This window comes from Neisseria subflava (assembly GCF_024205745.1).
Taxonomy (GTDB): domain Bacteria; phylum Pseudomonadota; class Gammaproteobacteria; order Burkholderiales; family Neisseriaceae; genus Neisseria; species Neisseria flavescens_B.
This window is the reverse complement of the sequence record NZ_CP073117.1, coordinates 1,594,557-1,614,250: the sequence shown is the minus strand read 5'-3', so window position 1 is coordinate 1,614,250 and position 19,694 is coordinate 1,594,557. Positions and strand designations below refer to the sequence as shown.

Annotated in this window: 13 protein-coding genes, 1 tRNA gene and 1 pseudogene; 5 read left to right on the top strand and 10 right to left on the bottom strand. The window is 49.3% G+C overall.

The genetic code is table 11. The annotated features are described in order from the left end of the window. Positions 1–256: 256 nt before the first annotated feature. From glgX to KCG55_RS07705, 3 genes are all read right to left on the bottom strand, one after another. Positions 257–2,242 carry a glycogen debranching protein GlgX gene (gene glgX, locus KCG55_RS07715; RefSeq protein WP_254322658.1) on the bottom strand — a complete coding sequence of 662 codons (1,986 nt, stop codon included), beginning with the start codon at positions 2,240–2,242 and terminating at the stop codon, positions 257–259. A 145-nt stretch (positions 2,243–2,387) separates the two neighbouring features. Continuing rightward, on the bottom strand, positions 2,388–6,674 hold the full coding sequence (gene glgB, locus KCG55_RS07710; protein ID WP_254322657.1) for a 1,4-alpha-glucan branching protein GlgB: 4,287 nt from the start codon (positions 6,672–6,674) through the stop codon (positions 2,388–2,390). 217 nt (positions 6,675–6,891) lie between these two features. Continuing rightward, entirely contained in the window at positions 6,892–7,374 is a 483-nt protein-coding gene (locus KCG55_RS07705) for an FKBP-type peptidyl-prolyl cis-trans isomerase (RefSeq protein ID WP_254322656.1), read from the bottom strand. A 515-nt stretch (positions 7,375–7,889) separates the two neighbouring features. Here KCG55_RS07705 and KCG55_RS07700 point away from each other — a divergent pair. Both KCG55_RS07700 and KCG55_RS07695 read left to right on the top strand, forming a co-directional pair. Next, entirely contained in the window at positions 7,890–8,144 is a 255-nt protein-coding gene (locus KCG55_RS07700) for a hypothetical protein (RefSeq protein ID WP_049335545.1), read from the top strand. A gap of 95 nt (positions 8,145–8,239) precedes the next feature. Continuing rightward, positions 8,240–9,613 carry an FAD-binding oxidoreductase gene (locus KCG55_RS07695; protein WP_254322655.1) on the top strand — a complete coding sequence of 458 codons (1,374 nt, stop codon included), beginning with the start codon at positions 8,240–8,242 and terminating at the stop codon, positions 9,611–9,613. 53 nt (positions 9,614–9,666) lie between these two features. Here the strand turns inward: KCG55_RS07695 and KCG55_RS07690 are convergent, their stop codons facing one another. After that, positions 9,667–10,497: a symmetrical bis(5'-nucleosyl)-tetraphosphatase gene (locus KCG55_RS07690; RefSeq protein WP_254322654.1), complete on the bottom strand. Its 831-nt coding sequence runs from the start codon at positions 10,495–10,497 to the stop codon at positions 9,667–9,669. A 70-nt stretch (positions 10,498–10,567) separates the two neighbouring features. Next, on the bottom strand, positions 10,568–10,957 hold the full coding sequence (locus KCG55_RS07685; protein WP_036472307.1) for a RidA family protein: 390 nt from the start codon (positions 10,955–10,957) through the stop codon (positions 10,568–10,570). Positions 10,958–11,127: 170 nt separating this feature from the next. Here KCG55_RS07685 and yaaA point away from each other — a divergent pair, with 170 nt between their 5' ends. Both yaaA and KCG55_RS07675 read left to right on the top strand, forming a co-directional pair. Next, positions 11,128–11,907 carry a peroxide stress protein YaaA gene (gene yaaA / locus KCG55_RS07680; RefSeq protein ID WP_254321675.1) on the top strand — a complete coding sequence of 260 codons (780 nt, stop codon included), beginning with the start codon at positions 11,128–11,130 and terminating at the stop codon, positions 11,905–11,907. A gap of 79 nt (positions 11,908–11,986) precedes the next feature. Next, a tRNA-Ser gene (locus tag KCG55_RS07675) sits at positions 11,987–12,077 on the top strand. A 245-nt stretch (positions 12,078–12,322) separates the two neighbouring features. On the opposite strand, the pseudogene KCG55_RS07670 reads toward KCG55_RS07675, so the two are convergent. After that, positions 12,323–12,532, bottom strand: a pseudogene (locus KCG55_RS07670) (IS30 family transposase); the annotation flags it as partial. A 194-nt stretch (positions 12,533–12,726) separates the two neighbouring features. Here KCG55_RS07670 and KCG55_RS07665 point away from each other — a divergent pair. Continuing rightward, positions 12,727–14,004: an O-acetylhomoserine aminocarboxypropyltransferase/cysteine synthase family protein gene (locus tag KCG55_RS07665; RefSeq protein ID WP_254322653.1), complete on the top strand. Its 1,278-nt coding sequence runs from the start codon at positions 12,727–12,729 to the stop codon at positions 14,002–14,004. An 85-nt stretch (positions 14,005–14,089) separates the two neighbouring features. Here KCG55_RS07665 and KCG55_RS07660 read toward each other — a convergent pair whose 3' ends face one another. The 4 genes from KCG55_RS07660 to KCG55_RS07645 form a co-directional block, all read right to left on the bottom strand. Continuing rightward, positions 14,090–15,694: an ABC transporter ATP-binding protein gene (locus tag KCG55_RS07660; protein ID WP_003680913.1), complete on the bottom strand. Its 1,605-nt coding sequence runs from the start codon at positions 15,692–15,694 to the stop codon at positions 14,090–14,092. Positions 15,695–15,718: 24 nt separating this feature from the next. Then, a complete protein-coding gene (gene oppC, locus KCG55_RS07655) occupies positions 15,719–16,627 on the bottom strand; it encodes an oligopeptide ABC transporter permease OppC (RefSeq protein WP_003683112.1) in 909 nt (302 codons plus the stop codon). A 72-nt stretch (positions 16,628–16,699) separates the two neighbouring features. Next, on the bottom strand, positions 16,700–17,620 hold the full coding sequence (gene oppB / locus KCG55_RS07650; RefSeq protein ID WP_254323653.1) for an oligopeptide ABC transporter permease OppB: 921 nt from the start codon (positions 17,618–17,620) through the stop codon (positions 16,700–16,702). A 234-nt stretch (positions 17,621–17,854) separates the two neighbouring features. Beyond that, positions 17,855–19,651, bottom strand: coding sequence for an aminopeptidase P family protein (locus tag KCG55_RS07645; RefSeq protein WP_254322652.1), 1,797 nt, complete (start codon positions 19,649–19,651; stop codon positions 17,855–17,857). Positions 19,652–19,694: the final 43 nt, after the last annotated feature.

The following is a 19,694-nucleotide window of genomic DNA, read 5'->3' as shown; positions in this document are numbered from 1 at the left end:
CAACGAAACTCGGTTTTCAGACGGCCTGACAACGGTAACAGGCCGTCTGAAAGGAATGACGCGTAGGTTTGTTACACAACAAGGAATTATAGCGGAAAGATTTAAAAAAAGGATATTTTTTTCTTTATAAAACATTTAATTAACAACTAACCCATCAATCATATCATCGGCATTTTCGATTTATACCACGAAGCCAAAAATGAACAAATACCAACAACATATCAAAGAGTTAATCAAACAATAGTTTAATTCTCATTTAATTTGTTTTATGCAAAATCCAAATCCCCATATGCTCAACAACACATTTCCCTGATTCTTCGTAATTTAATTTCTCTGATGGTACGCAAGAAATTTTCCAATTACCTTGAGGCAGATTAAATAACTGACGACTACGTTTGGCATTTACCAACAGCAGCCACTCATCATCCAAAACGATCTGAATCGCCTTACTGCCCCTGTTGTGCCAACAATATTCGGTCATTGGGCTGCTATCGGCATTGAGCCATTGCACACGCTCTTTTTCCCACCAACAATCATCTGTCAGCAGCTTGATTTGGCTGCGGACACGTATCAGCTCTTGAGTGTAATTTTGCAACGCATGGGACTCATTTTGCCAATCCAACCATGTAATCGGATTATCTTGGCAGTAGCTGTTGTTGTTGCCTTGCTGACTGTTGCCGAACTCATCGCCGGCCAACAGCATGGGCGTACCGTTGGATAAAAATAAGGAGGCAAGCAACGCTTTGGACGTGTATTCGCGGTTGAGCAAAACCTCTTCATCATCGGTTTCGCCTTCTACGCCGTGGTTGTAGCTGATGTTTTCATTATGCCCGTCGCGGTTGTTTTCACCATTCGCTTCGTTGTGTTTTTCGTTGTAGCTGACCAAATCGTGCAGAGTGAAGCCGTCATGTGCGGTAATGAAGTTGATGCTGGCAGACGGTCGGCGGCCGCTGTGGTTGAAAATATCGGACGACCCGGCCAAGCGTTCGGCAAATGCACCTAAATTACCGCTTTCCCACGACCAAAACGCGCGCATATCATCGCGGAAACGGCCGTTCCATTCGGCAAAAGGTTGCGGGAAATTGCCCAAGTGATAGCCGCCCTCGCCGATGTCCCATGCTTCGACAATCAGCTTCAAACCGGCCAATACCGGGTCTTGATACAGGACTTGGAAAAAACGGCCATATGATTGGAAATCGGGTTCGCGTCCCAATACGGTTCCCAAGTCGAATCGGAAGCCGTCAACATGAAACTCTTCAGCCCAATAGCGCAGGCTGTCTGCCGCCCAACGGGTAACGTCGCGACGGACAATATTGAGCGTATTGCCGCAACCTGACCAGTTCTCATAGCTGCCGTAAGAGGTGTGCCAATACCATAAAGTGTTGTCGATACCGCGCTGACACAGCATCGGGCCTTTGTCGTCCTGTTCTGCCGTGTGGTTGTACACGACATCCAAAATCACTTCCAAACCCGCCTGATGCAGGGCTTTAACCGCCTGTTTCAGCTCTGCCGCCGCACGCTCGGGATTATCGGCATAAGACGGCTCAACGGCAAAATGGGAGTAAGTGTTGTAACCCCAATAATTGCTCAAGCCCATCTGCTGAAGATGGTATTCGTCCAGATGATAATGAATCGGCAGCAACTCGACCGTCGTCACCCCCAACTCTTGCAAATAGGTCAAAACCCGTTTATCACTCAAGGCCTTATAAGTGCCTGCGTACTTCAAATCGGGGAACTGCTTGGTAAACCCTTTGACATGGGCTTCATAAATAATGGTTTTGCCCCACGGTATTTCCGGACGGCAATCTTTGGCCCAATTAAATCGGCTGCGTCCGATCACGACACTTTTCGGTGCAACGGCGGTATTGTCGCGTTCATCTTCCGGCCTGAACCATGCCATTTCTTCGGCGGTACGGTAGCTTGGTTTGCCGTCAATTTTTTTGGAATACGGATCAATCAGCAATTTGTTGGGATTAAAACATGAGCCGTATTCTGCGTTTTCACGTCCATACACGCGGAAACCGTATCGCTGCCCCGCCTTAACGTCCGGCACAAATCCGTAAAATACCGAACCGCGCCGCGAAGGCATCTCCAAACGGGTTTCTTTATCCTTATCAAACAGACACAATTCGACCTTTTCGGCATTGATGGAAAACAAAGTGAAATTTGCACCCTTACTTGTCAGGGTCGCGCCCATGGGATAAGGCTTGCCTTCCTCGATATGCCATGATTTGGCAGACATAGAATGATTCCTTGGTATGTATTTGGTTTCGTGTCCAATATAAGGCCGTCTGAAAATCTTTCAGACGGCCTTGAGTCATATTGATATCACTATCTTTTAATTTTCAGCTGATTGGGCAGGCATAATGCCCACCCTCAAAGTTGATTTACGCTTCTTCTTTGACTGCCGCCTGATACAGGTACACGGTTGCCAACGGCGGTACGGTAACAGACAGGGAGTTTGGTTTGCCATGCGACCAAACTTCTTCTGTCTCCACCGTTGCGCCGGCAGAAACGCCGCTGCCTTTGTAATGCAGGTCGTCTGAATTGAGGATTTCGCGGTATTCGCCGGCAGAGTTCACACCGAAACGGTAGCCTTCGCGCACCACAGGCGTGAAGTTGCTGATCACGATAACGCGGTTGCCTTCGCGGTCGCGTCGCTCGAAAACGAATACAGAATTGTCGCCGTCATCGGCAACCAGCCATTCAAAGCCTTCAGGCCATTGGTCTAATTGGTAAAGCGGCGCGGTGTCTTTATAGACATGGTTCAACTCGCGCACAAAGTCTTGTACGCCTTTGTGCCAGCCTCCCTCTTGCTCCAACAGGAACCAATCCAGTCCTTCGTTGTAGTTCCACTCGCGGCCTTGTGCAAACTCGTTACCCATAAACAAGAGTTTTTTGCCAGGGAAGCCGTACATAAAGCCGTAGTAGGCGCGCAGGTTGGCAAATTGTTGCCAGCAGTCGCCGGGCATACGTCCGAGCAGCGAGCGTTTGCCGTGCACGACTTCATCGTGTGAAAGCGGCAGGACAAAGTTTTCGCTGTACTGGTACATCATGCCGAAGGTCATTTTGTTGTGATGGTATTTGCGGTTGATGGGGTCTTCCATCATGTAACGCAAAGTATCGTTCATCCAGCCCATATTCCATTTGAAGCTGAAGTTCAAACCTTCTTGGCGGGTTACATTGGCAAATGATGTGGATTCTTCAGCGATTTCAGTCGCTGCCGGAACTTCCTCTTTCAACATAGTGTTGGTATCACGCAGGAAAGCGATGGCTTCGAGGTTTTCATGGCCGCCGTATTGGTTCGGAATCCACTCGCCGTCTTTGCGTGAATAGTTGCGGTAAATCATCGAAGCAACCGCATCAACGCGGATACCGTCAAAGCCGAAACGTTCTATCCAATACAGGGCATTACCTTGCAGGAAGTTTTTCACTTCGTTTCTGCCGAAGTTGTAAATCAGGGTGTTCCAGTCTTGGTGGTAGCCTTCGCGCGGGTCGGCGTGTTCGTACAGCGCGGTGCCGTCAAACTTGGCCAGACCGTGATCGTCGGTCGGGAAATGGCCGACTACCCAGTCGAGGATAACGCTGATGCCCTCGTCGTGCGCAGCTTTAATCAGTGCGCGCAATTCTTCCGGCGAACCAAAACGGCTGGTCGGTGCATACAAACCGGTTGCCTGATAGCCCCATGAGCCGTCAAACGGATATTCAGAAACAGGCAAAAACTCGATATGGGTAAAGCCCATGTCTTTGACGTATGCCACCAGCTCTTTGGCGAGCTCTTCGTAAGTCAGCCAGAAATTGTTTTCCGGATTGCGTTTCCATGAACCCAAATGCACTTCATAAATGCTGATCGGCGCATCAATGGCGTTGGCACGGGCGCGGAAAGCCGGTTCTTCCACTTCGTCAGGCAAGCCGCGCACGATAGATGCCGTAGTCGGGCGCAGTTCCGCACCGAAAGCATACGGGTCGGCTTTTTCGCGTACATCGCCGTTGGCATCGCGGATTTCAAATTTGTAGAGGGCATTGAGTTTGACTGCCGGAATAAAGATGTCCCAAATGCCGTTGTCGCGGTGGAAACGCATCACATGGCGGCGGCCGTCCCAGTTATTGAACTCGCCGATAACGGAAACGCGTTGCGCATTTGGCGCCCATACGGCAAAGCGTACTCCTTTCACGCCGTCCAACTCGGCAAAATGCGCACCTAAAATCTCATAAGGACGCAGGTGCTTGCCTTCGGCCAACAGCCAAGAATCCATGTCTTGCAACGCAGAGCCGAAATGATAAGGGTCTTCTTCAATCACAGGCTCGGAGTCTTCGGTATAACGGATACTCAAAGCGTAATCGGGTGCATCATCGGGCAAAACAGCCACAAAGAAACCACGTTCATCAATTTTTTCAGACGGCACGATGAGTTCGCCGCTACGGCGGTTCACAATATCCACACTTACTGCGCCGGGAATCAAAACGCGCACTACTTCATCGCCCTCTGCAAGGCGGTGTCGTCCCAGATAAGCGAACAAGTCGCTGTGAGTGGCAAGAAACAGGCTTTCGACCGTATCGCGCTCGATTTGGTCAAGTTCATGATAAGCCTTGATTTGGCTGTTTGTTTTCATGCGTACCTCGTCAATAATGGCAAGTTGGCCGCCCATGAGGCGGTGTTGTGGGAAATCTTCCAAAGAAACCGGCATTTTTTGCGCCCAGTTCGGATAGCCGTCCGTTACGCCGGGGACATTCAAATTGTCAATGACGCCCAGCAAGTTTTCCAGTTGTACGGCGTAAAGCTTGCTGCGGCTCAATGCGCCGTATTTGTGCAAAGCCGCCAGCAAGGTTTCATCGGCTTTTGCCGGCATTTGTACGTCCGCACCCAGACAGCCGGTATATTTCAATTTGTCCAGCAAATCGGCTTTATCGTGTTCGCGCTCGTCCAAGGCCGTCTGAAAAGCGGCTGCATCAGGCAAAGTACCGAGTTTGAACATCGTATCCAAATCTTTGCCTGTCCAATAACCTGCCAAGGGCGCGACATCATGGGTGCTGATAACTGTAATCGCCTGCTCGGGGTATTCTTCAGGTAATTGGAAACCGCTCCAGCCCTTGCTGAAATACATCACTTTATAGGAAAACACTTGATAACGGTTGAGCAGATAACGCGCTTGATCGGGTACCGTTCCCAAGTCCTCGCCGATGATGACGCAACGGTTGCGCTGGCTTTCCAAAGCCAAAATGGCAAAAGTCACTTCGGCATCGTAATGCACATATGCGCCGAAATCTGCTGTTTTATCGTTTAAAACCCACCACAAACGACACAATGCCATCACATGGTCAATCCGCAACACGCCATACAGGCGCATGTTTTCGCGCAACAAATGGGCAAACTTTTCATAGCCCGTATGTTTCAACATCGACGGATTAAGCGGCGGCAAATTCCAATTCTGCCCTGTCGGCCCCAAAGGATCGGGCGGCGCACCGACCGATACGTCCATACAATAATCTTGACGGTTTAACCAAGTATCCGCGCTGCCTCGCGCCACGCCGACTGCTAAATCGCCGTAAATACCAAGCTTGACACCGTATTCGGCAGCAGCTTGGTTAACTTCTTGCAACTGCTCCGCGCAAAGCCATTGCAGCCACATATAAAAACGGATTTCCCGCTCATGACTGCGCGCAAATTTTTCTACTGCTTCGCCATCAGGCTGATGAAATTCAGACGGCCATGACTGCCAGCCCACTTGTCCGGGACGGCTGTAATACTGATCCAAAGCCTCAAACAAACCGAAGCCCCGCAAAGCTTTGCCTTTTTCCGTAACAAATGCTTCAAATGCAGCGCGTTCATTTGCCGCAGCTTCGCAAGTATCTTGTTCAAACACGTTAAACGCCATATGCAGCGCATCACGCTTACATGCCCAAACCGCCGTATAAGTCACCGTTTCCGTAACACGCAAAGCGGCGATGCGCTGACGGATTTTCGGTTGTGCCAGCCAGTTTTTCAGTTGTTCGTTATAAGTAAACGCACCGACTTTCTCGATATCCAAGTAAATCGGATTAAGCCATTCGCGCGAAGAAGGGCTATACGGGCTGGCAAAGGCAGGCTTGCTGGTAAACAAGGCGTGCAAAGGGTTGATACCGACAAAATCCAGCTTTTTCTCCGCCGCATATTTCATCAGGTCCAGCAAATCGGTAAAGTCGCCTATGCCCCAGTTGCGCTTGGAACGCAGGCTATACAAATGCATGGTCAAACCATTCATCCGACCGCCATTGGCAAGCAGTTTGGGTTGGTAAACCGATTCAGGCGCAACAATCAGGCGTACAAGGCAACATTTGCCGCCGGTCTCGGCCGACAAAGTGTAATAACCGCAAGCCAATCGGGGCAGCTTAATCCAAAGCGTATTGTTGTCGCCCGGATATAAAGTCAAGCTCTGGCACTCATCCGCCTCATCAATCAATACGACCGCTTCCGCACCATGAAATTCAGACGGCATCTGTAAAGATTCTTCGCCGTTTTCATGCGCAACCATCGTATTCAGATAAAGACCGTCTGAATCCGGTTTGCTTTTGTCCAAAACAGCAACGATCAATTCCAAAACTTCAGGTTTGGTCGCATGATATGTACCGTTGATGTCGTGGTAGCCCAAATCAATACCGGCCTTTACAGCCTGCTGCTCCAATGTTTCACTCATTGCATTCTGCCTGTTTTACCAATATCTGAATCTTAATACAGATTTTGTCGCACCGTTATATGTAATTTATTGTAGTCTCTAACAAAATCCATATTTCCCTGTTTGATTTGACCTGCGCCAAAATTTCCTATTTATCTGTTTTGTAAAAACTTAAAGGCCGTCTGAAAAGGAAGGTTTCATTCCTTTTCAGACGGCCTTTACCATGCTTCAAGCCTGATTAGTGGTGGTGATGACCGTGCGGGCCATGTACGTGACCGTGGGCAATTTCTTCCTCAGTCGCATCGCGTACACCTTCAACGGTCGCCTTGAACAATACTTTCATACCGGCCAAAGGATGGTTGCCGTCCACTACGGCTTTACCGTCGGCAACATCGGTTACACGATAAATCAATACATCGCCGGTTTCCGGATCATCGGCTTCAAACATCATGCCGACTTCGACTTCAACAGGGAACACGCTTACATTTTCAATACGCACCAGCTCAGGATCTTGCTCGCCGAAAGCATCATCAGGCGACAAAGCCACTTCAACGGTATCGCCTACATTTTTGCCGTGCAACGCTTCTTCCACCAAAGGGAAAATACCGTCATAACCGCCATGCAGGTAAGCAATCGGCTCTTCAGTTTTGTCCAACAGCTGGTTGTTTGCATCGTACATTTCATAATGCAGGGAAACTACGGAATTTTTAACAATAGACATCATGTCGTCCTTAATCAATATTTAAAAGTCAAGTTCAGGCTATTCTATCACAGCTGTAGCTCAACAATCGGTTTACCTTAAACAAATACTTTTGGCAAACACAACAAAACCAAAAAAGCCCATATAAAAAACCAAATTGAATGATTCCAATCCATAAAAGTTGCTTTTTCACAACACAAAGTTGCTAAATTACAAAAATTTCCCCAAACGCAAAAACATTCTAAATCCTTAAAACCAACAACAGTTAAAAATAATCAAATTATTGAATATAAACAACTTTTTAAAAGTTCATTAATTATGAATATTTTTAGATGATTTTTTACCTGCCTCCCTGATTTACATTATTTTCGCTAATTTTGTATTGATTTTAGTCCGCAAACGGTTAAGCAACGTTGCATTGGCCCACCCCGTGGGGCATAATAACAAAAATTCAGCAATGAATTTCTACTGTACAGGCCGTTTGACGGCTATTTTTAGTTTAAATGTTTAAATCGATTTAAAAAAGGTCCTCAAAAATGAAAAAATCTCTGTTCGCTGCTGCTTTGTTGTCTTTAGCTTTGGCCGCTTGTGGCGGTGCTGATAAAGCTGCTGAAACTGCTGCTTCTGCTGCTTCTGAAGCCGCTGCTTCTGCTACTGAAGCTGCTGCATCTGCTACCGAAGCTACCGCTTCTGCTGCTACCGAAGCTACTGAAGCCGCTGCTTCTGCTACCGAAGCTGCTGCATCTGCTACTGAAGCTGCTGCTTCTGCTGCTTCTGAAGCTGCTAAATAATATTCTTTTGAATATAAGAAAAGCAGGATACCATTGCGTATCCTGCTTTTTTACATTCTTCACATCCTCCTTCCTGACTTTTCCGCCTGACTGCCATGCACCTTCACGACCGTTTTGCTGAGTTTCTTTCTGCCTCTGAAATCATCGAAGCCACTCCGACCTTGTTAAACGACCAACGCCGCCGTTTTGTTTCTTCGCCGGATATTGTCTTACAGCCAAACTCTGTCGAAAGCGTGCAGAAAATCATGCGTTTCTGTTTTGAAAACCGCATCCGCGTTACCCCGCAAGGCGGTAATACCGGATTATGCGGCGCAACGGTAACCAGCGAAGGTGTACTGCTTAATCTCTCCAAGCTCAACCGCATCCGCGATATCAATCTTGCCGACAACAGCATGACGATTGAAGCAGGCGTGATTTTGCAGAATGCTCAAAAGGCAGCAGCCGAAGCCGGACGACTGTTTCCGCTCAGCCTTGCCAGCGAAGGCTCTTGCCAAATCGGCGGCAATATCGCCTGTAATGCCGGCGGTTTGAATGTCTTGCGTTACGGCAGCATGCGTGATTTGGTATTGGGTTTGGAAGTCGTTTTACCAAACGGCGAACTGGTTTCCCACCTTCAGCCCCTGCACAAAAACACGACCGGCTACGACTTGCGCCATCTTTTTATCGGTAGCGAAGGAACATTAGGCATCATTACCGCCGCCACACTCAAACTCTTTGCCCAGCCCAAAACCAAAGCGACCGCATGGGTAGGTTTAGACGATATTGAATCCGCCGTCTCGCTTTTAACTGAGGTGCAAGGCCATTTTGCCGAGCGCTTGACCAGCTTCGAGCTGATCAGCCGCTTTGCCCTCGATTTATCTTCGGAATTCAGCCAACTCAAAAAGCCTGCTGATGCGGAATGGCATATTTTGATAGAACTTGCAGATTCCGTTCCTGATGCCGGACTGGATGAAAAGCTTGCCGAATTTCTCTATCAAAACGGATGGGAAAACAGCATCTTGGCGCAATCCGAGCAAGAGCGCTCCGACTTATGGACCTTGCGTGAAAATATTTCCGCCTCCCAACGCAAACTCGGCACCAGCATCAAACACGACATCGCCGTCCCTATCGCTCAAGTGGCCGCCTTTGTCCGCCAATGCGCCCCTGCCTTGGAAACCTGCTTTCCCGGCATACAAATTGTCTGTTTCGGACATTTAGGCGACGGCAGCCTGCATTACAATACATTCCTGCCCAACGTATTGAGCAACGAAGCCTACCAATACGAAGACACCGTCAATACCATTGTTTATGAAAACATCCTTGCCTGCCACGGTACGATTGCCGCCGAACACGGCGTAGGCATCATCAAAAAACATTGGCTGCCCCGTGTGCGTACACAGGCCGAACTCATTCTGATGCATGCCATCAAAAATCAGCTTGACCCTTATGGCATTATGAATCCGGATAAACTCCTGCCTTCTTTGGATTAACTAATACAAAAGGCCGTCTGAAACATTTCAGACGGCCTTTTATCTTATCCAAACTATTTCAATGCCGTTTTCCAATCCAATCCGCCCAAGGACGGTACCTGTATCACTTCATTGGTATCCAAATTGACCGCTGTCAGCTCTCCGCCCCACAATGCTCCGGTATCCAAAGCAATGACCTGATCGGTATTAACGTAGCCCAATGACGACCAATGTCCGAACACGGTAATATAATCCAAATTCTGCCTATCGGGCGCTTTAAACCAAGGGCGCAGGTAAAGCGGCATTTTTTTCAAAGTGGATTTATATTCGTAATCCAATTCGCCTTTGTATGTCAGCGCACGCATACGGGTAAAGACGTTGATAATCATGCGTAGGCGCTCATAGCCTGTCAAATCATCCGTCCACTCGGTCGGCTTGTTGCCGTACATTTTACCAAAAAATTTCCTGTATTTTTTACCTTGCAATTCATCCTCAGCTTCACGGGCAAGGCTTTCGGCCTTATCAACCGACCATTGCGGCAAAATACCGGCATGCACCATCACATGCCTGACGCCGCGCACCAAAAGCGGTTGATGACGCAGCCAGTCAAGCATGGCATAACTATCGGGATGGGTCAAAATCGGCTCAACCGTATCACTGCGCTTGAGCGTTCCTTCACCGCAACCGACTGCCAAAAGATGTAAATCATGATTGCCCAAAACCATTTGCACGCTGCTGTCATGCTCTTTGGCAAATTTCAAGGTTTCCAAGGACTTCGGGCCGCGATTAACAATATCGCCGACCAGCCAAAGGGTGTCCGTACCATGATTAAAGCCGATTTTGGCAAGCAACAAAGTCAGCTCGTCAAAACAGCCTTGAATATCTCCGATTGCGTAATGTGCCATTATTATTGTTTTCCGTTGTTATTATTTTCAGACGGCCTCAAGCCCAGCCCAGGCCGTCTGAAAACATCAATTATGCATTTAAAACCAATACTGCTTCTGCTTCAACCTGAACACCTTTAGGCAGGCTAGCCACGCCAACCGCCGCACGCGCAGGGAAAGGCTGTTCGATAAATTCAGCCATCACTTCATTGAATACGGCAAAGTTGGCCAAATCAGTCAAATAAGCATTGAGTTTGACGATATCGTTCAAAGAACCGCCTGCCGCTTCGGCTACGGCTTGCAGGTTTTTAAATACTTGCACTGCTTCGGCGCGGAAGTCGCCATCGCCGACCACAGTCATCGTAGCCGGATCCAAAGGAATCTGACCGCTCATATAAACCGTATCGCCTGCACGCACTGCTTGGCTGTATGCCCCAATCGCGGCAGGGGCTTTGTCGGTATGGATAATGGTTTTAGACATGATATTCTCCTCAAATAGAAATGTCAGAATCAGGTGGAAGCTTCGAATTTTACTTTCAACAGAAATACGTTTCAATAAAAGCATTCAATTAATGCGTTTATCCCGTCTTGTTCTTCCCCGATTTTAAACCTACAATCCCACATATTATTCATTTCAAAGCCGAAATTATTATGTTTTTTGTCTTATCCCCAGCCAAAAACCTCAACGAAAAAGACCCCTCCCCCGTCAGCAGCTTTACCCAGCCCGACCTTCTGCCCGAAGCAGAAATCCTGATGCAGGAGTTGCGCCAGCTTGCCCCTCAACAAATCGCCGAGCTGATGCATGTTTCCGACAAAATCGCCCTGCTCAACGCCGAACGCAATGCCGTATGGCACACGCCGTTTACGCCTGAAAACGCCAAACAGGCCGTATTTATGTTCAACGGCGACGTCTATGAAGGCATCGCCGCCGATACGCTCAAACCGGAACAAATCGACTACCTGCAACAACACGTCCGCCTGCTCTCCGGCCTATACGGCGTATTGCGCCCGCTCGACTTGATGCAGCCCTACCGCTTGGAAATGGGCACGGCCTTTGCCAACACGCGCGGCAAAAACCTCTACGAATTTTGGGGCGATAAAATTACCGACCTGCTCAACCAAACACTGAAGCAAGCCGGCAGCGACGTTTTAATCAACCTCGCCTCACAAGAATATTTCAAATCCGTCAACACCAAAAAACTCAACGCACGCCTGATTACGCCGATTTTTAAAGACGAGAAAAACGGCAAATACAAAATCATCAGCTTCTACGCCAAACGTGCACGCGGTTTGATGGTGCGCTACGCGGCAGAACACGGCATTACCGAGCCTGAAATGCTCAAAAATTTCGACTACGAGGGCTATTCATTCAATGAAGCAGCTTCAAACGAAGCCGAATGGGTATTCATGCGCGAAGAACAATCTAAATAAAAACAGAATCCTAGATATTTTTTCTAAAATACCTCTTGGCAAAGGCCGTAAGTTCCATTAATATTACGGCTTCAAGAATGGAAGCGTGGCAGAGCGGTTTAATGCAACGGTCTTGAAAACCGTCGAGGGTTGATAGCCCTCCGTGAGTTCGAATCTCACCGCTTCCGCCATTCTTGATATTTTTTATCTAGTGAAAATGAAATGCGAGACTTGACGATTCAAGTCTTTTTTATTTTCAAATCCAAAGAATACCCAAGGGCCGTCTGAAACTTTCTATAACGCGGTTTCAGACGGCCTAATACCTTTAAAATTCCCCCAAATTCCTAAAGTCCTACCCAGACATTTAGGAATTTGGGGGATTTTTGCAAAGGTCTCCGCTTTTCTAATCTTTGCCGTCAAGGGTATCGACCTACCCATCACCAATGCGGAATTTTTGCTCGACAATGGAGAGGCGTTTTCTATACCGACGCGATCGTGCATTTTGCCTCAGGTCCGTGTGCTTCCTTATCGTTTACGGTAGGATTTGCTACATATTCTGAGATGTTGCCACAAAGTACTGCCGTCGCTTTTATCTTTAGAGGAGGTCGCAGCAAATGGTAGCATGATGGGGTGTCATTCGATGATGGTGTGGTGGCAGGACAGGTCTTGAATGTGGTATCGTTCTTCTTGGATCAGTTGCGTGTCGCTCATGGTAATCTTTCTTATAGGAAAGGCCGTATGTTGCTGCATCCAAACTTTTCCGTTATGGAAAGTTTGCCCTTCAAATCCGAATCTGCTGGCCTCTATTTATCATTATTTAATCGCTACAAGGATATTTAAATGAAACGGGAAACCATTGCCCTGCATGCAGGCTATCAATCCGAACCGACTACAAAATCTGCTGCTGTCCCCATTTACCAAACCACTTCCTATACTTTCGACAACACGCAACACGGCGCAGACTTGTTCAACCTTGATGTTGCGGGCAATATCTACACCCGTATCATGAATCCAACCACTGCCGTTTTGGAAGAACGCGTTGCCCGTTTGGAAGGAGGTATCGCCGCACTGGCTGTTGCCAGCGGTATGGCGGCAATTACCTATGCCGTTCAAACTTTGGTTGAAGCAGGCGACAACATCATTGCAACCAAAACCCTCTACGGCGGCACATACAATTTCTTTGCCCACAGCCTGCCGCGCCAAGGCATAGAAGTACGCTTTATCGATCCGGCCAAACCCGAAGAAATCGCCGCCAATACCGACAGCCGCACCAAACTGGTGTATTGCGAATCTATCGGCAATCCCGCCATCAATGTCGTCGATATCCCAGCATTCGCCCAAGCCGCACACGCTCAAGGTCTGCCTTTAATGGTAGATAATACCGTCGCTACGCCCACATTATTCCGCCCGATTGAGCACGGCGCCGACATCGTTATCCAATCCCTGACCAAATACATCGGCGGCCACGGCACAACGATTGGCGGTGCCATTATCGACAGTGGCAAATTCCAATGGGCAGGCAATCCGCGTTTTGAAAAAAACTTCAATCAGCCTGATCCGTCTTACCACGGTGTAAACTACTGCGAACATTTTGGTGCGGCAGCCTACATTGCCCGCGCCCGCGTCGTCCCGCTGCGTAATACCGGTGCCGCCCTGTCTCCGCACAGCGCATTTTTACTGCTTCAAGGTTTGGAAACCCTCGCCCTGCGTATGGAACGTCATTGCGAAAACGCCCTAAAAGTAGCCGAATTCTTAAATAAACATCCGCAGGTCGAATGGGTAAACTATCCTGCCCTGCCCGACAGTCCGTATAAAGCCTTGATTGACCGCGACTACGGCGGCAAAGCCTCAGGTTTGCTGAGCTTCGGTATTAAAGGCGGTCGTGAAGCCGGTGCGAAGTTCATTGACGCACTACAACTCTTCCTGCGCTTGGTGAATATCGGCGATGCCAAATCGCTGGCTACCCATCCTGCTACAACAACCCACCGTCAGCTTGACGATGCAGAACTCGCCGCAGCAGGCGTCAGCCCCGACATGGTACGCCTGAGCGTGGGTATCGAGCATATCGACGATTTGCTTGCCGACTTGGCGCAGGCATTGGATGCCGCACAGGCATAGGCAATAGCAGCGCTAATTAGATGAAAAAAAGCCTCTGCTTAAAAAGGCCGTCTGAAAATCTCTTTTCAGACGGCCTTTTCCTTTTCTACAAATCAAATGCGGCGTTAATCAAACGTTTGGTGTAGTCGTTTTGCGGATGGTGGAAAATCTGATCCGCGCTGCCGTACTCAACCATTTCGCCCTGCTTCATCACAATCACGTTGTCGCTGACGGCGCGCACGACAGACAAATCATGACTGATGAACATATAAGTCAGGCCGTATTTCTTCTGCAAATCGCGCAAAAGTTCGACCACTTTGGATTGTACGGAGCGGTCAAGTGCAGAGGTCGGTTCGTCCAAAAGGATGAATTTCGGGCGCAGGATAACGGCGCGTGCAATAGCGATACGCTGACGCTGGCCGCCTGAGAATTCATGCGGATAACGGTTGAGCGCATCAAGCGGCAGGGACACTTCCTTCATGACTTCCAAAACGCGCTGGATACGTTCTTTTTTGGTCATTTCAGGATGATGAACCGTCAAACCTTCGCCAATAATTTCGCCAACAGTCAGGCGCGGTGAAAGCGAACCGAACGGATCTTGGAACACAATCTGCCGTTGCGATTTCAGACGGCGTGCTTCTTCGGCGGTATAGTTTTTCAGATCTTTGCCTTCAAAGGAGATATGGCCGGTATAAGGCAGCATCTGCATGACGGCTTTGCCCAGCGTGGATTTGCCGGAACCGGACTCGCCGACGACGCCCAATGTTTCGCCTTCTTTAATTTTGAGGCTGATGCCTTTGACAGCGTCAAAAGTTTTGAGTGGTTTGCCGAAAAAGTTTTGCTTCAATACGAAAGAAACATTGACATTGTCGGCATCGATCAACACACCGGCGTTGTTTTCTTCCGGCTCTTTCATACCTTTTGGAATGGCATTGATGAGTTCAGCGGTATATTCGTGTTTCGGATGGGCAAATACTTCTTTGATTTTGCCGCGCTCGACAATTTCGCCGTTACGCATGACGCAGACGGTTTTGGAATAGTGTTCCGCCAAACCCAAATCGTGGGTAATGAAGATAATCGCCATGCCCATTTGCTGTTGTAAATCGTGGAGCAAATCGAGAATCTCGGCTTGAATGGTCACATCCAAAGCCGTGGTCGGTTCGTCGGCAATCAGCAGGTCAGGTTCATTAATGAGTGCCATGGCAATCATAATGCGTTGCAGCTGACCGCCGGAAAACTCGTGCGGATATTGCTTCATGCGGCGCTCGGCTTCTTTGATGCCCACACGTTCCAACAATGCCAATGCCTTCTGCCCGGCTTCTTTTTTGCCGAGCTTTTTATTGTGCACACGCGCCGCTTCAATCAGCTGCGCACCAATACGCATAAACGGATTGAGCGAGGTCATGGGCTCTTGGAAAATCACGCTGATGCGGTTGCCGCGCAAATCACGCAGGGTTTTCTCGTCTGCATCCAAAATGGAAATACCGTCAAAAGTAATGCGTGAATCTTTGCTGTATCGGGCAAATTTCTCAGGCAGTAGGCGCATAACGGACATAGATGTTACAGACTTGCCCGAACCGGACTCGCCGACCAAAGCCAATGTTTCGCCCTCTGCCACTTTAAAGCTGACATTACGCACGGCGTGCACGTTTTTTTCATGCAATTCAAAATTGATGTCCAGATTTTCTACAACCAGTAACTGTTTTGTCATTTTGATTATCCTTTTGGTTGTGGTTTAGCGGTCTTTCGGGTCGAGCGCATCGCGCAGGCCGTCACCGATAAAGTTGAAACAGAACAAAGTGGTTACCAAGAAGAAACTCGGCACGAGCAGCTGCCATGGTGCGGCCTCCATCGAAATCGCACCTTCTTGCAACATCGAACCCCAACTGGTCATCGGCTCTTGCACACCCAAACCCAAGAAGCTCAAAAAGGATTCAAACATAATCATGCCCGGCACCAGCAAAGAGGCATACACCATCACCACGCCCAAAACATTCGGAATAATGTGGCGCGTTACGATTTTACGTTTCGCCACGCCGCTCACACGCGCCGCTTCGACAAACTCTTTATGCTTCAAGCTCAAGGTTTGACCGCGCACGATACGCGCCACGTCCAACCAAGACACCAAACCCACGGCGGCAAAAATCAAAAGCAAGTTGCGGCCAAAGAACGTAGTCAGCAGAATCACGAAAAACATAAACGGAAACGCGTTCAAAATTTCCAAAAAGCGCATCATCAGCGAATCGAGCTTACCGCCGATAAAGCCGGCAATCGCGCCATAAAGCGTACCGATGACAACGGCCACCAATGCGCCGGCCACACCGACCAGCAAGGAAATACGTCCGCCGGTTGCCGCGCGCGACAGCAAATCGCGGCCGAGCAAGTCCGTACCCAGATAGTGATGGGTAGAAAAGGACGGCGGAATCTGCATATTGTCCCAGTCGGTGAAGTCGTAGGTGTAGCGGACAATCCATGGCGCCACAATCACAAAAATGCTGATCAGCAACAGGATGATAATGCTGTACACCGCCGCTTTGTTCTGTTTAAAACGCCGCCATGCGTCGCTCCACAGGCTTTTGCCGTGTACTTGGGCGTATTCTGCTGCCTCTGCGAGGGCCTGAGTCTGCTTCTTTTTGAATAACATAATGTTCTCTCTCGCTTTTTATTCTTTCTTCAGGCCGTCTGAACGTTTCAGACGGCCTTTGCGCAAATGGGATTAATAACGGATTTTCGGGTCAATAATGGCATACAGAATATCGAGGATGGCGTTGAACAAAATGGTCATGATGCCGACCAAAATCGTCAAACCCAAAATCATGCCGTAGTCGCGGTTGAGCGCGCCATTGACAAACAATTGTCCGATGCCGGGAATACCGAACACGTTTTCAATCACAATGGAGCCGGTAATGATGCCGACGAATGCCGGGCCTAAGAAAGAAACAATCGGCAACATGGCGGGACGCAGAGCATGGCGCAGGATGATGCGGCTCATGGGCAGGCCTTTGGCGCGTGCCGTACGGATAAAGGGGCTGTTCAATACTTCAATCATCGCGCCGCGCGTAATCCGCGCGATACTGGACACATACCCAATGGACAAAGTAACGACAGGCAGAATCAAGTTCATCAGTGCGCCATCGTTCCAGCCGCCTGCAGGCAGCCATTGCAGTCTGACGGCAAACACCAGCACCAATACCGGCGCCATCACAAAACTGGGAACGACGATACCGGTCATCGCGCCGCTCATTAGCGAATAATCCAGCCAGCTGTTTTGTTTTAAGGCGGCGATAATGCCGATAAACATGCCGAAGATGGCGGCAATCAAAAAGGCGTAGAAGCCAAGTTCTGCCGATACCGGCAGGGATTGGGCAAGCAACTCATTAACGCTGAAATCTTTATATTTGAACGACGGCCCCAAATCCCCCTGCGCCAACTGCTTGAGGTAGTGGAAATATTGGAGGTACATCGGGTCATTGAGGTGGTATTTGGCTTCGATGTTGGCCATGACCGCAGGCGGCAAATTGCGTTCACCTGTGAACGGGCTACCCGGTGCAAGCCGCATCAGGAAAAAAGATACGGTAATCAACACCAGCATGGTCGGGATGGAAGCACATATCCGTTTGATGATGAATTTCAACATAATCAGGCTGTCCTGTCTGAACATACCGGACTCGTGAAAACAAGCTGACCTGAAGCGGAAATCGGATGAATGGCAGCAGGCATCTGTAACGTCGCCGCGCCGGTTTCTCTCTCTATTCCGACCGGGTTATTGTTTTTATTCGGAGTCGGGTAAGGTTTTTTTTTAGTTTTTAGATAATTGTTGTTATAAGGCCGTCTGAAACTTTGTATCCGCCGTTTCAGACGGCCTTTCACGTTAACGCGCCAAAGGTTCGGTGCGTTCAATCAGCCATGCTTTGGCCGCGCCTTCTGTCAAAGGCTCAAGACGGCGGCGCACTTCGGCGTGATATTGGTTCAGCCATTCGATTTCGCTGCCAGTCATCAGTTTGGTATCGATCAGGCGCGTATCGATTGGACAGAGGGTAACGGTTTCAAAATACAGGAATTTGCCGAACTCGGTTTCCTCGGGGTTTTCAACCGGACGGTTGATTACCAGGCTTTCGATACGGATACCCCATTTGCCCGGACGGTAAAGACCCGGCTCGTTGGAAGTCAGCATGCCTGACTTCATCGCGTGATGCGGTTGCGGCACGGCGGCAACGGCAATGCTTTGCGGACCTTCATGCACATTGAGGAAATAGCCCACGCCATGACCTGTACCGTGACCGTAATCGCATTGCGCCTGCCAGAGCGATTTGCGGCAGATGGCATCAATCATCGGGCCTTTGATGTTTTCAGGGAAAATGGTTTCCGCCAGAGAAATATGCGCTTTCAACACCAAAGTATAGTCACGCTTCATGGCCGCACTCGGATTACCGACAGGCACCACGCGCGTGATGTCGGTCGTACCGCCCCAGTATTGGCCGCCGGAGTCAATCAACAGCATACCGTCGCCTTTGATTTTGCTGTTGTTTTCCGGTGTCGCGCTGTAATGGGGCAAGGCGGCGTTGGCATTGTAGCCGGCGATGGTGTCGAAACTTGGCGAAATAAAACCGGGACGCTGGCTGCGGTGTTTGTAGAGCATGCCGTCGATGTCCAGTTCGCTCAATTCGCCGCCTTCTGCCAAGATTTGTTCAAACTCGGCAAAGAAGCCGCACAATGCCGCGCCGTCTTCCGCCATGGTATTGCGGATATGGGCGATGTCGGCATCGGATTTGACTGATTTGAAGAATGTGCTTGGGTGGATGGCTTCAATCAAACGGACGTCTTCAGGCAGGCGGCGCAAAGTGCCGACAGCAGTTTTGTTCGGATCAATCAGCAATGTGCCCTTAACGCCTGCCAAATAGTCCGCCGCTTGCGCATAAGGTAATACTTCAAAACCTGCCGTTTTCAAAGCTTCGGCAGATTCTGCTTTCAGACGGCCTGCATCGGTAAACAATACGGCTTTGTCTTGGCTGATAAACAGATGGGACAAGAACACAGGGTTGAACGGTACATCATCGCCACGCAGATTGGTAATCCAAGCGATGTCGTCCAAAGAAGAAACCAAATGCGCATCTGCGCCCTGCTCTTTCATGGCCGCACGGATACGGGCCAGTTTTTCGGCCGCCGTTTCGGAAACATAGTCGGGATGGTGAACGTAGATTTCCGGAGTCGGCAATGCAGGACGGTCGTCCCATACTTCGTCCAACAAGGTTTCAGGATATTCGAGGCGGATGTTTTTAGCGGCAAGTGCCTGTTTCAAACCGCGCTCGCCGCTGAGTGCGAACATATCGGCAGGCGCGCCGACCACTGCGTCCTCGGGCAGATTTTGTGCCAACCATTCGGTATAAGGCGCATCAACACCCATTTTTTGCAGCTCGATGCCGTTTGGCGCAAGCTGTTGGCCTGCCTGTTCCCAATAGCGGCTGTCCGTCCACACGCCTGCTTTATCGGCGGTCACCACCAAAGTGCCGGCCGAACCGGTAAAGCCGGAAAAATCGCGGCGTGCCTGCCAATGCTCGGGCAGGTATTCGGAAAGGTGCGGATCGGCGGAAGGAATGACAAACGCGTCCACGCCATGTTTTTTCATGGCTTCGCGTAAAGCGGACAAACGTTGTTGTACAGATTTCATGTGTTATGTCTCCTATTGTTTCAGACGGCCTCTGTCATCAAGG